Below are 15,160 nucleotides of genomic sequence, written 5' to 3'. Positions count from 1 at the left end.
GAGCTTCGACGCCCTGAACGGCCGCAACACGCTGCGCCCGCGTCGTTGCGCTGGCAAGTCAGGCAGCGGTCCAACCGCCGTCGAGCATGAGGGCGCTTCCGGTCATCAGTGTCGTTGCATCGCTCGCGAGGAACACGACCGCGCCCATCATCTCTTCCACGCGCCCCACCCGGCCGAGCGCAATCTTGGCGGTCACCCATTGGCGAAACCCGTGTGCCTCGAACATGTCAGCAGTCAGGGCGGTTTCGATGAAAGTCGGGCAGAGCGTCATCCCGCGATCATGGCCGCGCGCATCCTGTAACACTGAGCAGCCAGCATGCTTAGCCTGCGCGAAATTTCGGTTTCCGTACTAAAGTCCGCCGCGCGCGCGCCGTTAACTACTTGACGGTATTTCGGCGCATGCAAAAGAAGCTCAGCGTAGAAGTTCACGTACCTTACAGGATGAAATAAGGTTCGATACTAGGATAAGCCGTTGGATCGGCGACAGGGGATCGGGATATGGGCGCGAAAGAACCGTTGGCCGTTGTTACTGCACAAGAGTGGATCCGGCGCACGGCGCTAACACTCAGTTCCCGAAGCGCGAGCACACGCCGGGTCGATGCTGCGTACACCGACTGGTGCACGGCGCGTTTCGACCAGCTCAAGGCCGCTAAGCTGCGCGACGCGCTTGACGACTACGTCGCCGAGAAAGGCGGCAACTGGGCCCGAGTACCGCGCAACACCGGAAGCGGCGGCCTGATGGAGTACATATTCCGCGAGGCAACCGCCGTTGCACCGCCCCGGCCGTCGGCTGTAGCCGCACGCAGCAAGATCCAGACATTCGATATCCCGCACTCGCGCTATGGCGTGCTCTACCTGCTGGGCAATATCGACATCGACATGAACTGCTTTACCGTCGCCATGGAGGGCGTAGGTGCCGTGGGCGGCGCAGTCGGATCTGGCTTCGCGACCAACATGCAGCATCTGGGCAGCGCTGCGCAGTCCGTCCGCCATGTTGCAGTGGCTGGGCACCAGGTGTCTGGGCAGGCGCTCGCCAAGAGCGCCGTGACGGCCGTCAAAGGGGTGCCCAAGGCGGGCAAGATAATCGACGAGACGTTCGGCTTCAGCCAGCCCAATGGCCGCGAGCGGCTATGGTCGCCGACAGGCACCGTCAGGCCCGGCATGGATAACGCCCATAGCTCGATAGTAAAGTCGAAGGTGACCTGGACCTACCCGACAACCCAGGCCGGCTTTGAAATGATCAAGGACGATCCGGCTTTGTTTCTCAACCCCTGGGTGCTGCCGGCCACCCTGGTCGGCACGGCGTTCGTCACGATTACAGAAACGCTCAACAACTTGCGCCGTGAGATAGACAGCGCCGTTACGTGGGCCTTCGAGAAAATCAAGAATGCCTTGCTCGGCTCGTCAGCCGGCACGTTCAACCTGGCCGGCAGCGTCGTGCGTTCGCTGATCAAGATCGTCGTCACCCAGTGCCTCGCCAGCGCGGCGCCTTTTATTGGGGCGGCCATGGACATTGGCGCGGGTATCGTCAAGACCTTGCGCGCGGCGGCGGAAAAGGTCGGCGCGTGGCTTCAACGGCGCCGGATCCAGTTGAACCCCGGACACCCCGAGCTGATTGCCGCGGCGCTTGAAGGCGAAATGGAATCGGGCATCTTCCAGGGTCTGTGGACCACGCTGAAAGGGGTGATTTCCATGGCGCTGAACTCGTTCCTGCCGGGCGCGGGCAGCCTCGTGTCGGCGATTGTTACGGGCATCGAGTGGCTGGTGAAGTTCACTTTTCGCCTGTGGGAGCAAAGCAAGATCAATGCGTTTCTCGTCAAGGCACGCGATTTCTACCTGGCGGAGCGCGAGCTGGCCACGCGCGATCCGGGCCCGCGCGGCCTGGAGTTCCAGCCGAATATGGATCCCACCCGAGGCGGCATCATCCATGACCTGGAGAAGTTCAAGACGTTCTTTCAGGAAGGTTGCGATGCCAGCCCACTGATCCCGATGCTCACCCTCAATACGGGAATTTGCGGCAGCCTGATGACGCTGGTCAATTTGTTCAGCGACGAAGCGACAACGGGTCGCGAGGTGGTTGATCGAGCGACTTACAACAGCGGCGTGGCCTATTTTGCGCGGCTCAAGGGTTTCGGCGCGCGGTATATGCAGAGTGCCGGCTTCAAGTTCCAGGCGCGTCCAACGGAAACGCGCGGCAGTATCCAAGGTCTGCTCGATCACGCCGTGCACCATCACGGCAACGATACGATGGCCGGCAAGGCCGCAGCGTTCATCGCCGCAACCTAGGCACTCTACAGGTGGAATGTGCGCGCATGGGTTGATACGCGCGCACGGCGCGTTGTTCTGCCAATAGCCGGCGTCGGCGGGTTCCTCGCTTCGCCGACGCGCTGCGGGGGCCGTCGCTGGTTCGCACTTGCCCCTCCTTGATCAACGAGTCGAACGTCCTGGTTCCGCAGTAGCGCGGGCGTTATACCTCGCCAGCCGCTTAGCCATGCTGATTACTCAGGGGCGTGCCTACGGTCGATTTCGCGATTGTCATAATACGGCGATATTTTATAAGAAGAATAGCCGCTTAAATATCTCGCTATTAATTAGACAAATATTTACACATTACTTTTGTATTAATCAGATGAATACCGTTTCACGCCTGCTTTATACCTGTTTCGCACGGTCGTCACGATCAAAACCACTGTATTGCTTCTAAATGAAGGCAGCCTGCACAGTCCGCTTATAGGTACATACCCGCGCTTCGAATAATAAGTCTAAAGAACCGAAAACCCCCTGCCGATATACGTTTGAGGGCGTTTAAACGGCGTTTGCGCGCGCCTGTCCTTGTACTCCGATTCCTGCGTGTTCTACCCCGAATTACCTGATTTGCCTGTCGCCTTCAAAAACGTGGCGAGCGGGACGGTTTTCTCAATGTATTCGAGCTTTCCTGGGAGATACGAATGTCCAATAGTTTGCAGAAGTGGGTCGGGCGCAATCGCCCGCCGCGCGTCCAGATCACTTATGACGTGGAAATCGGCGACGCAATTGAAAAGCGTGAATTGCCGATGGTCGTCGGCCTTCTCGCCGATTTGTCGGGCCAACCGGCAGAACCGCTGCCGAAGCTGAAAGAGCGCCGGCTGGTCGAAATCGATCGCGACAACTTCGACGAGATCATGAGCAAGATCGCGCCGCGTCTCGACCTGTCGGTTCCCGACACGATGAAAGGCGAGGGCAACCTCAAGGTCGAACTGAAGTTCGCCAAGTTCGGCGATTTCCATCCGGAAGCCATCGTGCAGCAGGTCCCGCGCTTGGCCAAGCTCCTGGAAGCACGTCAGCAGCTGCGTGACCTGCTTGCCAAACTCGACGGTAACGACGAGCTCGACCTGATGCTGGAGCGCATCGTCCAAAACTCGGAGGAACTGAAGAAAGTTCAAAGCCAGGCCCACGCCGGGGACAAGCCTGCCGCCGTGGTTGTGGCCGAGCCGGCCGCTAACGAGGTCGCACCCGCTGCGTAATGTGCACCCCGGCGCACAACGGCGCACAACGGCGCACATCGGGACGCAGTGGCATTGCATGCCCACAACCGCGGGCGTAACGAACTTTCATAGGTGATCCAGATGGCAAGCAAGAATGCAGCCGGTACGGCGGCAAGCGATACCCAGACACTCGAAGCAACGGCGCCCGTCGCCGAACTGAGCCTGCTTGAACGTATCGTTCATGAAGGCAACATGGCGGTCGAGGAGTCGCAAAGCGTCTACGCGAAGAAGCTGATCGGGCAACTCGCGTCGCAGATTCTCGACGAAGGCATGCGCACGAGTCCGGACAAGACCGTGGTCGCGATGATCAACGAACGCGTCGCCGAAATCGATTCGCTCCTGACCGATCAACTCAACGCGATCATGCATGACCAGGCGTTCCAGGCGCTCGAAGCGTCATGGACGGGTCTGCACGACATGGTGTACGGCACTGAAACGAGCACGAAGCTGAAGCTGCGCTTGCTCAACGTCACGAAGAAAGAACTGCTGAAAGATCTCGAAACGGCCGTCGATCACGACATGAGCGTGCTGTTCAAGAAGATCTATGAAGAGGAATACGGCACGTTCGGCGGTTATCCGTATTCGCTGCTGATCGGCGATTACAGCTTCGGCCGTCATCCGCAAGACATTGCGTTGCTCGAACGCATTTCGAAGGTGGCCGCCGCTGCCCACGCACCATTCATCACCGCCGCCGCACCGAGCCTGTTCGACATGAAGTCGTACACGGAACTGGGCGTCACGCGCGATCTGTCGAAGACATTCGAAAGCGCCGAACTCGCCGCATGGCGCAGCTTCCGCGACTCAGAGGATTCCCGCTACGTGTCGCTCGTGCTGCCGTCGTACGCCGCACGTTTGCCGTATGGCGCGAAGACCAAGCCGGTGGACAGCTTCAGCTTCGAGGAAAACGTCGACGGTACGGACCACAGCAAGTACTTGTGGGCCAACTCGGCGTATCAACTGGGCCTGCGCATTACCGACGCCTTTGCAAAATACAACTGGTCGACGGCGATTCGCGGCGTTGAAGGCGGCGGCAAGGTGGACGGCATGGTCGCTCACACGTTCAAGACCGGCGAAGGCGATGTCGTTCTGAAGTGCCCGACCGAAGTAACGATCACCGACCGTCGCGAGAAGGAACTGAACGACCTCGGCTTTATCGCGATCGTCAATTCGAAAGGCTCCAACTTCGCGACGTTCTTCGGCAGCCAGACCGCTAACCGTCCGAAGGCCTACAACAAGGACTCGGCGAACGCGAATGCGCAACTGTCGTCGCGTCTGCCGTACGTGCTCGCCGCTTCGCGCTTCGCGCACTACCTGAAGGTCATCATCCGCGACAAGATCGGTAGCTTCCAGACGCGCGCCGATGTCGAAAGTTACTTGAACAACTGGATTGCCGACTACGTGCTGATTAATCCGTCTGCATCACAGGCGTCGAAGGCGCGCTACCCGCTGGGTGAAGCGCGTGTCGACGTGACGGAAGTACCGGGCAAGCCGGGTGCGTATCGCGCAACCTGCTTCTTGAAGCCGCATTTCCAGATGGAAGAACTGACCGCGTCGATCCGTCTCGTGGCGGAACTGCCCGCAGCGGCAGCCTGATGCATGGCGTGCGGCCCGGCCGCACGCAAACTTTGCTCACCTACCCAATTAAACCAGGACAGTCATGGATACGATTCTTCTCTCCATCAAGGACATCAAGGGTAACGCGCTGATCGACGGCTACGCCGATCAGATCGTGATCCACTCGTTCTCGCACGCCGTTTCGCTGCCGATGGGCATGGACGCGACCAATACGGAACGCACGCTCGGCCGCCCGAATTTCCAGGAGTTCTCGTTCTCCAAGAGCACCGACCAGGCAACGCCCGGTCTCTTCGCGGCTTGCGCGCAAGGTACGAAGCTTGGCGACGCGACGCTGTCGATCGGCCGTAATGAAAACGGCAAGTTCATGCTGCATATGAAGTACGTGCTGACCAATTCGATGGTGTCGTCGATCGGTACAAGCGGCGGCGGTGAAATGGGCGATACGTTCTCGCTGAACTTCACGCAGATGACTTCGGAATACACACAGCAGAACATCGACTCGACCAAGAAGGGCAACGCGTCGTTCGGTTGGGATCTGTCGAAGAACGTCGCTGTCGCACCGGCTGCCTGATAGCCGAGGGTAGGTCGCGCCACGCGCAAGACGTTTCACAATCTGTTTATCTGTATCAGGAGTATTCGCGTCATGTCGGCAACTTCAAGGGGCTCAGTCATGCCCCTGTTCGACCGTCTCGCCGCTAGCGGCGAGACCCTTCTCCCGGGCAAGAATGTGCTCCGGGATTCGGTGGCGCGCGATCTGGGCAGGTTGCTGAACACACGTTCGCGGCTCACCTTCGAAGCGTTCGGTACAACCGACGGCAGTGTGATCGACTACGGCGTGCCGGACTTCTCGGAGCGTTCGTTGCGCTCGGGCGGCGATCGCGACGCCATTGCCGCGGCTATCCGGCACGCGATCACCTTGTTCGAACCGCGTCTCACGAATGTCACTGTCGGTTTTACTTTCCCCGCCGATTGCGCGCCCGACGCGGTCCTGCTGATCGGCGGCCAGATACGTGAAGGAACCGGCGTGGGCCATGTGGCCTTTGAACTGGCATCCTCCGGCCATTACACCGCGGACCCGCGTTGGGTGGAACATGGCTGATCCGGCACGCGACGATATCCTGCAGTACTACAAACGCGAGCTGTCCTATCTGCGCACGCAGGGCGCCGATTTCGCGCAGCGCTATCCGAAGGTCGCGGCGCGGCTTTCGCTGCATGGCACTGAATCGCTGGATCCCCACACCGAGCGGCTGATCGAAGCCACGGCATTTCTGGCGGCGCGTGTTCATCGCGATCTCGATCAGGAATTCCCGCAAGTTGCTTCGGCCTTGTTGGACAACGTTTGCCCGTCGCTCGTCCAGCCGATGCCGTCGATGACCGTCGCACAGTTCGAACTCGATCCGAGCCAGGGCAAGGTGACGGCGGGCTTCAAGGTGGCGCGTCACACGGGCCTGCAGGCGCTCACTGAGAGCGGTGACGCCTGCCGGTTCCGCACGGCGTGGGAGACCGTCCTGTGGCCGCTGAGGATCAGCCGCGCGGCATTCGGCGACGACTCCACGCTGCGCCTCACGCTCGAGTGCGAACCGGGTGTCGATTTCGGGGAGCTCGAACTCAAGCAATTGCGCATCCATCTGCACGGCGACTGGATGGTGACGATGCCGCTCTATGAACTGCTGGCGTCGAGCGTGACCGATGTATCGCTGCGGCCGGAGGGGGGCGGGGGTGTCGTTTTATCCGCGTCGGCCTGGCGCGAAGTGGGGTACGCGGAAGCCGACAATGTGTTGCCGCAGCCGCCGCATGCGCAGCCGGCCTATGGGCTGATGCAGGAATATTTCGCCTTTCCGCGCAAGTTTCATTTCTTCGATCTGCACCATCTGGCTGGCCGCCTTGGCACTGGCCGCACGTGCGAAATCGTCCTGCATCTCGAACGCGTGCCGCGCGGACTCGGCATGCTGAGCGCGCAACATTTCAAGCTCGGCTGCACGCCGATCGTGAACCTGTTCTCGCAGACCAGCGAACCCATCGCGATCGATCATCGGCAGTACGAATATCGGCTGGTCGCGGACCAGCGGCGCGACGCCATGACCGAAATTCATTCGATTGTCTCCGTAGTTGCATCGGACCCGTCGATGGAACGCTCGGCCACCGTGCCGGGGTTCTCGGCGATCGACCACGTCGATGCAAACGGCGCGACCGTCTTCTGGTCCGCGCGCCGCGAGCATAGTTTGCGCGAGAACGTGCAGGGCACCGACATGTTCCTGAGCTTCGTCGACGCAGGCAATGTCAGCAGCCAGCCGACCGAGCCGGTCGTCTACGCGAACGTGATGTGCACCAACCGGCACCTTGCCGAACAGTTGCCGGTCGGCGCGCGCATGCTGGTCGAAAAGGTATCGCAGAACGTGCGGGTGCGTTGTCTTTATGAACCGACGCCGCAGCGCAGTCCGCCGCTTGGCAGCGAGACGCTATGGCGGTTGATCTCGATGCTGACGCTCAACTATCACTCGCTCGTGAGCGGCGCGACGGGGCACAAGCAGTTGCAGGAAATGCTGCGACTGTTTGCGTCGGAGAGCACCCGCGAGCAAGACCAGATTCACGGCATCAAGAGCATCCAGGCGCGCAACGTGACCGCGCATGTTGGCGCCGACGCATGGCGCGGATACTGCCGCGGTACCGAAGTCAGCATCGAGTTCGACGCCCATGCGTTCGTTGGTGGCTCGCCGTTGCTGATGGGCGCGGTGCTCGCGCGCTTTTTCGCGATGTACACATCGGTTAATTCTTTTGTGCGGTTGGTCGTGCGCCGTGGAGACGAGATATGGAAGCAATGGGAGCCGATGACCGGTTGCCAGCAGCTGCTCTGATCGCCCGGCTCATCGCGAATCCACAAGGATTCGACCTGTTCCAGGCCATCAGTCTGCTTGAGCGTGCCGTGCCTCACGCGCGTCCGCTCGGGCGCGGTAATGGCGCGGGCGAAGGCGTGCGGTTGAGCGGTTTTGTGTCGCTTACCTTCGAGCCAAGCGATGTCCGCAGCGTGCGGCGCGGCGAGTTGCCGAAGCGCCAATCCGTTCGTGATGCTAATGAAGCTCATGAACACGAGCCGCACGATGCGTCTCACGCACCTAGTGCAGCTTATGCACAACGCCCGGCCTACACCCTCTCGACGCCGGTGCTGACGCTGGCCGGCGCGAACGGTCCGTTGCCCATGCCGTTTACCGAACTGGTGCTGGAAGGCCGTGCACAGCGCGACTCCGCAACCGCCGACCTGCTCGATATTTTCAATCACCGCTTCCTGTGCTTTCTCTATCGCAGCCGCAAAAAGCATGCGCCGGGTCTGAACTGGCGCTCGCCGCATTCATCGGCGCTGGCTATCTGTCTCGATGCGTTGAGCAACCTTGGCCTGCACGGTGCGATGCGAGGCCCGCACGACGAACGGCTGTGGCTGCGTCACGCCGGGCTGCTCAGTGCAGCGCCGCGTTCAATGACGGGCCTGCTTGCCTTGTTGTCCGATCGCCTCGGGATGCCGGTGCGCGGTGTGCAGTTTGTCGGCGGCTGGCGCGAGATCGACAAGACGGATTCGATGCGGCTCGCGCGGGTGGGTTCACGCGCGCCCCGGCTCGGCGGACAGAGCATGCTCGGGCGCCGGGCGTGGGACCAGGCGGCAGGCATTCGCATTGAGTTCGCGGATCTATCGCGTAAGCGCTTTGCCGCGTTGCTTCCTGGCGGCTCGGATCACGCGCTGGCGCAATGGCTGATCCACTGTTACGTGCAACAGGATTTCGATGTGGAGTTCGTGCTGAAACTCGCGCCGCAACGGGTGACCTGTGCGCTCGGCGGCGTGAATGCGGCCCGGCTCGGCTGGACCTCATGGGTAGGTGGCGCAAATGACGGCGAGCCAGCCCGCGAAGCTCAATCCACCCAAACAAGCGGCACGACCGCCGCAGCGCCGGCGCCGGTCCGGCTCGCGCTGCGCGCGGCCACCAAACCCGAGCATCACTTTGAAGGATGCAGCGCATGAACATTGATATCCGTACGCTGCTGAGCCGGCTCAACCCGGAGTGCAAGCACGCGATGGAACAGGCCGCGCAACTGTGCGTGCGGCAGACGCATTACAACGTCGATGTCGAGCATCTGCTGTTGACGTTGCTGGAACTGGACGCGCCCGATCTGCACGCGATCCTCGCGCATTTCCAGATCAAGCCGGACACGCTGATTGCGCAACTGCAGAAATCGGTCGACCAGTTCAAGCGCGGCAACGGCCGCACGCCGGCCCTGTCGCCGAATTTCTCGTCACTCTTCCAGGAAGCGTGGTTGTTGAGTTCGATGCTGCTCGCGGAGCAACAGATCCGCTCGGGCACGCTGTTGCTGGCGCTGCTCGAAGTCGACAGCTTGCGCGGCCTGCTGCTTGAATCGGCGCCGGCGCTGCTGAATATTCCGCGCGCGACGTTGCGCGAGCTTTTGCCGACCGTGCTGGCCGGCTCGGCGGAAGACGCTGGCGGGGCCGCCGCGCGCACCGCTGCAGTCACGGGCAAGCCCGCCGAGGCAGCAGCCGTCGCCGGTGAAACGGCTGCCTCGCCCATGCAACCCGTGATGCCGTCGATGCCGCGCGGACCGGGGGGCGGCACGCACCGCACTGCGCTTGACCAGTACACCGTTGACCTCACCGCGTTAGCCCGCGAAGGCGCGATCGATCCGATCCGCGGCCGCGATGCTGAGATCCGCCAACTGATCGACGTGTTGCTGCGGCGGCGCCAGAACAATCCCATCCTGACGGGCGAGGCGGGTGTCGGAAAGACTGCAGTCGTCGAAGGTTTCGCGCAACGCATCGTGCAGGGCGACGTGCCGCCCGCCTTGGTGAACGTGTCGGTTCGCTCGCTCGATCTCGCGTTGTTGCAGGCAGGCGCCGGCGTGAAAGGTGAATTCGAGAATCGGCTGAAGTCGGTGATCGCCGAGGTGAAGGCGTCGCCGGTGCCCGTGATCCTGTTTATCGATGAAGCCCATCAGTTGATTGGTGCAGGCGGCAGCGAGGGACAGGGCGATGCGGCCAACCTGCTCAAACCAGCGCTCGCGCGCGGCGAACTGCGTACCATCGCCGCGACGACCTGGGCGGAATACAAGAAATACGTCGAACGTGATCCGGCGCTTGCGCGGCGCTTCCAGGTGGTGAAGGTCGAGGAGCCGACCGAGGCGGTTGCTATCGACATGCTGCGCGGCATGGTGCAAAAGCTCGCGGAACATCATGGCGTCGAGATTCTCGACGACGCGGTGCGCGATGCCGTCAAGCTGTCGCATCGCTACATTTCCGGACGCCAGTTGCCCGACAAGGCGATCAGCGTGCTCGACACCGCCTGCGCGCGGGTTGCTATCGGGCAGAACGGTGTGCCCGAGGAAATCGAGGCGCTGGGCCGCTTGATCGAGACCAACGAGAACCAGTTGCGCATCCTGCGTCACGAAGCCGCCACGGGAAGCGATCACGCCGACGCGATCGTCGGCATCACGAAGCAACTCGAGGAGCACCGTACACAGCACGCGCGGCTGAGCGACAAGCTCGTCACGGAGAAGCACGCGGTCGGCGAGATCATCGCGTGGCGCAAGAAGATCGGCCTCTATCTGGCGGACGAAAGCAAGGCGGCGGAAGGCGACGATAGTGAAGACGGTGCCTCGTTGACGGCGAATCTTGCGCGCCTGGAGAAGGGGCTCGAAGCCGTACAAAGCGATGAGCCGATGGTGCCGGTCTGCGTCGATTCCGGCATGGTGGCCAAGGTAATTTCCGGCTGGACCGGAATTCCGGTTGGCCGGATGCTCGCCGACGAACTGCACACGGTGCTGTATCTGCAGGACAAGCTCGCCGAGCGCGTGGTCGGCCAGAACCAGGCGCTCGATGCAATCGCGCGCCGGGTGCGCACGTTCCGCGCCGATCTCGACGATCCAGGCAAACCGGTCGGCGTATTCCTGCTGGTCGGACCGAGCGGTGTCGGCAAGACGGAAACCGCATTCGCACTCGCGGATACGCTGTACGGCGGCGAGCGCAACATGATTACCGTGAACATGTCCGAGTTCCAGGAAGCCCATAGCGTGTCGGGCCTGAAGGGCGCGCCGCCGGGTTATGTGGGGTATGGACGCGGTGGCGTGCTGACCGAAGCGGTCCGGCGTCGCCCGTATAGCGTCGTGCTGCTCGACGAAATGGAAAAGGCCCATCCTGACGTACTCGAACTGTTTTTTCAGGTGTTCGACAAGGGCGTGATGGAAGACGGCGAAGGCGTGCCGATCGACTTCAAGAACACGCTGATCCTGCTGACCTCGAATGCGGCACAAGACATCATTACCGACGCGTGCCAGGGCGGCCGGCGCCCGGAACCCGAGGCGCTGATAGAGCGCCTGCGTCCGGCGCTGCTCAAGCAGTTCAGCCCGGCGTTTCTCGGCCGTCTCGTGCTCGTGCCGTACTACCCGCTCGGCGACGCGCAGATCACGTCCATCGTCAACCTGAAGCTCACGCGGCTCGCGCAGCGTTTCGAGCGCAATCATCATGCGCGCCTGACGTGGGACGAACCGCTGGCCGCGCTGATTACCGAGCGCTGCAAGGAAGTCGATAGCGGCGCGCGCAATGTCGATCACATCCTGACGCAATCGGTATTGCCTGAGCTCGCGCGCCAGGTGCTGGAACGCATCTCGATCGCGGAACCGTTCGGCGGCGTGCACCTCGCGCTGAACGATGCAGGCGGTATCGAATTCCGCTTCCTGTCGGTCGAGGAGGCGTAGCAGCATGTCGACCGTGCCCAGCCAAGCTGACTGCTTCGTATCGGTCACCACGCCGTTCGGTGCAGATGTGCTGCTGCTCGACGGGTTCGGCGGTCGCGAGGCGATTTCCGAGCCGTTTCATTTCGACTTGCGGATGCACTCGACGAACAAGGCACTCGACGCACAGACGATCATCGGCAAGGGTGTCACGGTGACAGTCAAGGATCAGGTCGGCACGGCGCGCTACTTCAACGGTATCGTCAAGCGCTTCGCGCACACGGGCGCAAACTCGCAATACGGTTTCTATTCGGCGGAACTGGCGCCGCGCTTGTGGTTGCTGACGCTCGGCCAGGACCGGATGATCTATCAGAACCAGAGCGCGCTCGATATCGTCAAGACCGTGCTGGGCACCTTCCAGGTACCGCTCGAATTGCGCATCAGCGGTACCGACTATGCGGTGCGCGAATACTGCGTGCAGTACGACGAAAGCGCGTTCGATTTCATCTCGCGGCTGATGGAAGAGGAAGGCATTTTCTACTTCTTCACCTTCTCCAACGGCGCTCACACCATGGTGCTCGCCGACAGCGCGTCGGCGCACGAAGTCGGCCAGCCCACGCTGTATTTTTCACCGGACAGTAGCGTGGCGCCGCGTGCCGAACGCGTCGCTGAATTTGCCATGACGCAGGACATCGTGTCAGGCGTCCACGTGCTTGCCGATTACGACTATCTCACCGCGGCCAGTTCGACGGCATCGTCGAGCGCAAGCGCGTCGATACCCACCGGACGGCGCTATACGTTTCCCGGCAAGTACGCGACCAGCGCGGACGGCACGCGTAAATCCGCAGTCCGGCTCGCCGCGCAAACCGTCCAGCAGCAGACCGGGCGCGGCGCCAGCTACTGCTACGCGCTGACGGCGGGCACGTCGTTCGCGTTGAGCGGGCATGTGAACAGCGCGCTCAATGTGTCGTATGTGGTGCGCGCCGTCACGCACACGGCGTCCAACGATACCTATAGCAACGAGTTCCATGTGTTTCCAGAATCGGTGCCGTTTCGCGCGCCGCTCACGACGCCGCGTCCGCTGGTCGCCGGCACGCACACCGCGAAAGTGGTCGGCTCGTCCGGCGAAGAAATCTGGACCGATGCAAACGGCCGCGTGAAGCTGAAGTTCTACTGGGACGGCAGTGCCGGCGCCGATGAAAACAGCTCATGCTGGGTGCGCGTGTCGCAATCATCGGCAGGCCAGGGATGGGGGCATCTGTTCTTGCCGCGCATTGGGCAGGAAGTGGTCGTGAGCTACGTCGACGGTGACCCGGACCGGCCGCTGGTGACGGGTAGTGTTTACAACGGCCAGAACGCGACGCCCGTCGCGCTGCCTTCGTTGCAGACGCAAAGCGTGATGCGCTCGCGTTCATCAAAGGGCGGTACTGCTGGCAACGAAATCCGCATGGAAGACAAGCTCGATTCCGAAGAGCTCTATTTCCACGCGCAAAAAGACTTGAACGTCGCAATCGAAAACGCGCTGACCACCACGGTGATTGCCGGTGCCGAATCGCATGTCATCCAGAAGGGCGACCGTACGATCGACGTGCAGACCGGCAAGGAAACGCACACCGTCAAGGGCAGCCGAACGCTCGGCGTGACCGGTGACGAGACGCACACCAACCATGCTGCCTTCACGCAAAACGTCAGCGGCAATTACACGCTGAAGGTCACCGGCAACCTGGTGATCGACGTGACGGGATCGGTCAGCATCAAGGCGGGCACGTCGCTGGCCAGTGAGGGCGGCACGACGCACGCGAGCAAGGCGGGAACGACCTTGAGCAGCGAAGGCATGACGATTTCACACAAGGCGTCGGCGACGCAAACCGTCGACGGCGGCGGCATGCTCGCGCTCAAGGGCGGCCTGGTCAAACTGAATTGAGGCAAGCGATCGAAACTTTCCTGTCACCGCCAGTTGCAACAGCCGCACCCGCATCCGCATCGTCGGAAGATGCAGTCACGCAGATCGTCGAAGAACACGACGAAGCGGGCCGCCTCGCCGGCCGCGCGTCAATGATTGCCGGCGTGCCGCATGGTGAGAGCACGCGCTATGCGCCCGACGGCACCCTGCTGCTGCAAGCCAACTTTGCGCATGGCGCACTGAACGGACCGCTGCGCTCGTTCGACGAGCAAGGCGTGCCGCTGCAGCACGCGCACTACCTGAACGGCAAGGCGCACGGCGTGGTGACGGTCTATCAGGAAGGGTGCCTCGCCGCGCGTCAGCACTACGTACACGGCGTGCTGCATGGCGAGAGCGTGTCGTATGCACCGTCGGGACTCGTCACGTCACGGATGACGTATGAGGCCGGAAAACTCGATCGCGAGGCGCTGTTCATGACTGACGGCGTGATCGTCCGGCGCATGAACTATCGCCTTGGACTGCTCGAAGGCGAAACGCGCGAGTACGCACGCGACGGCGCGCTGGTTCAGTCGTCACCTTACCGGGCGAATCTGCTGCATGGAACTATCCGCCGTTTCGCACCCGACGGTTCCGTGATCGAAGAGCGCGCCTTCCAGCAGGGCAAGCCGCAAGGCGAATGGCGCAAGGTGGACGCAGCGCCGGCACCTGGTAGCGCGCCGGCCGCGCCGCGGCTCGTGAAGCATTTTGAAAAATGGGTCAGGGGCTAGACATGGGCATTCAGGTCACAGCAGGGACCACGCTGCAATGCAGCTTCGGCGCGGCGCCCGGATCGCTCGGCGTGCTGCCGGTGAACGGCGTGCTGTCCGGCGCGCCGGCGGCCACCGTGATGGACCACCTGCCGATGGTCAACGTGATGCCATTCGGGACATGCAGCTGCATGGGCAATCCGATGGTCGCCGCAGCGACCGCCGCCGCGCTCGGCGCGCTGACGCCCATGCCCTGCCTGCCGGTCACGGCTGCGCCGTGGGTGCCCGGATCGCCGACCGTGCTGATCGGCGGGCAGCCGGCGCTGCAGAACTCGTCGAAGTTGATGTGCTCGTGGGGAGGCGTTATCCAGATCGTTGCGCCCGCGCAGTTCACCACTATGGTTCCTTAAGGATATAAGCCCGATGCAGCAATACGTTTTTTCGATGACTTCACGGATGGTGACTATCGCCGCGGCCTGCGCGTTGTTGCTCTGTGTCCTGCTGTTCGTGCTGGGCATCGAGATCGGCGCGCGCTTCAGCGCAACGCCTTCCGCCGATGCGCCAATGACTTCGGCAACCCGCTCAGCGGTATCTACCGACAGCGCCCCATCGCAGCCGGCATCGCAAGGTGCATCGCAAGGTTCTAGTGACCTCGCCGCGGTTCCCGCTTCCTCGACTCTCTAAGA

The 15,160-nt window shown here is 62.1% G+C and carries 12 protein-coding genes and 1 pseudogene; 12 read left to right on the top strand and 1 reads right to left on the bottom strand.

Annotated elements, in window-relative coordinates; all coding sequences use genetic code 11:
• Positions 1–58: 58 nt before the first annotated feature.
• A pseudogene (locus GSQ93_RS13615) lies at positions 59–268 on the bottom strand (SDR family oxidoreductase); the annotation flags it as partial.
• A 230-nt stretch (positions 269–498) separates the two neighbouring features.
• Here GSQ93_RS13615 and GSQ93_RS13610 point away from each other — a divergent pair.
• From GSQ93_RS13610 to GSQ93_RS13555, 12 genes are all read left to right on the top strand, one after another.
• On the top strand, positions 499–2,286 hold the full coding sequence (locus GSQ93_RS13610; protein WP_158936212.1) for a hypothetical protein: 1,788 nt from the start codon (positions 499–501) through the stop codon (positions 2,284–2,286).
• A gap of 662 nt (positions 2,287–2,948) precedes the next feature.
• Entirely contained in the window at positions 2,949–3,503 is a 555-nt protein-coding gene (gene tssB / locus GSQ93_RS13605) for a type VI secretion system contractile sheath small subunit (RefSeq protein ID WP_158936211.1), read from the top strand.
• 102 nt (positions 3,504–3,605) lie between these two features.
• Complete coding sequence (gene tssC / locus GSQ93_RS13600; RefSeq protein ID WP_158936210.1) at positions 3,606–5,117, top strand: type VI secretion system contractile sheath large subunit; 1,512 nt, start codon at positions 3,606–3,608, stop codon at positions 5,115–5,117.
• Between the two features lie 64 nt (positions 5,118–5,181).
• Positions 5,182–5,670 carry a type VI secretion system tube protein Hcp gene (locus GSQ93_RS13595; protein WP_158936209.1) on the top strand — a complete coding sequence of 163 codons (489 nt, stop codon included), beginning with the start codon at positions 5,182–5,184 and terminating at the stop codon, positions 5,668–5,670.
• A gap of 99 nt (positions 5,671–5,769) precedes the next feature.
• On the top strand, positions 5,770–6,198 hold the full coding sequence (gene tssE, locus GSQ93_RS13590) for a type VI secretion system baseplate subunit TssE (protein ID WP_254073872.1): 429 nt from the start codon (positions 5,770–5,772) through the stop codon (positions 6,196–6,198).
• Positions 6,191–7,954: a type VI secretion system baseplate subunit TssF gene (gene tssF, locus GSQ93_RS13585; protein WP_158936207.1), complete on the top strand. Its 1,764-nt coding sequence runs from the start codon at positions 6,191–6,193 to the stop codon at positions 7,952–7,954. The genes tssE and tssF overlap by 8 nt, the downstream gene beginning before the upstream one ends.
• Positions 7,909–9,108 carry a type VI secretion system baseplate subunit TssG gene (gene tssG / locus GSQ93_RS13580; protein WP_158936206.1) on the top strand — a complete coding sequence of 400 codons (1,200 nt, stop codon included), beginning with the start codon at positions 7,909–7,911 and terminating at the stop codon, positions 9,106–9,108. The genes tssF and tssG overlap by 46 nt, the downstream gene beginning before the upstream one ends.
• On the top strand, positions 9,105–11,849 hold the full coding sequence (gene tssH / locus GSQ93_RS13575) for a type VI secretion system ATPase TssH (RefSeq protein ID WP_158936205.1): 2,745 nt from the start codon (positions 9,105–9,107) through the stop codon (positions 11,847–11,849). Before tssG ends, tssH begins: the two co-directional genes overlap by 4 nt.
• A 4-nt stretch (positions 11,850–11,853) precedes the next feature.
• Positions 11,854–13,749, top strand: coding sequence for a type VI secretion system tip protein TssI/VgrG (gene tssI / locus GSQ93_RS13570; protein ID WP_158936204.1), 1,896 nt, complete (start codon positions 11,854–11,856; stop codon positions 13,747–13,749).
• The gene (locus GSQ93_RS13565) at positions 13,746–14,495 is read left to right on the top strand and encodes a toxin-antitoxin system YwqK family antitoxin (RefSeq protein ID WP_254073871.1); all 750 of its coding nucleotides are present in this window, start codon (positions 13,746–13,748) and stop codon (positions 14,493–14,495) included. The genes tssI and GSQ93_RS13565 overlap by 4 nt, the downstream gene beginning before the upstream one ends.
• Before the next feature lie 2 nt (positions 14,496–14,497).
• On the top strand, positions 14,498–14,884 hold the full coding sequence (locus GSQ93_RS13560; protein WP_158936261.1) for a DUF4280 domain-containing protein: 387 nt from the start codon (positions 14,498–14,500) through the stop codon (positions 14,882–14,884).
• A 13-nt stretch (positions 14,885–14,897) separates the two neighbouring features.
• The gene (locus GSQ93_RS13555; protein WP_158936203.1) at positions 14,898–15,158 is read left to right on the top strand and encodes a hypothetical protein; all 261 of its coding nucleotides are present in this window, start codon (positions 14,898–14,900) and stop codon (positions 15,156–15,158) included.
• Positions 15,159–15,160 lie beyond the last annotated feature (2 nt).

The sequence above is a fragment of the Burkholderia sp. S171 genome (genome assembly GCF_009766085.1).
Lineage (GTDB): Bacteria > Pseudomonadota > Gammaproteobacteria > Burkholderiales > Burkholderiaceae > Caballeronia.
Note: the sequence above shows the minus strand (reverse complement) of the source record. Positions and strands in the feature narration are given on the sequence as shown.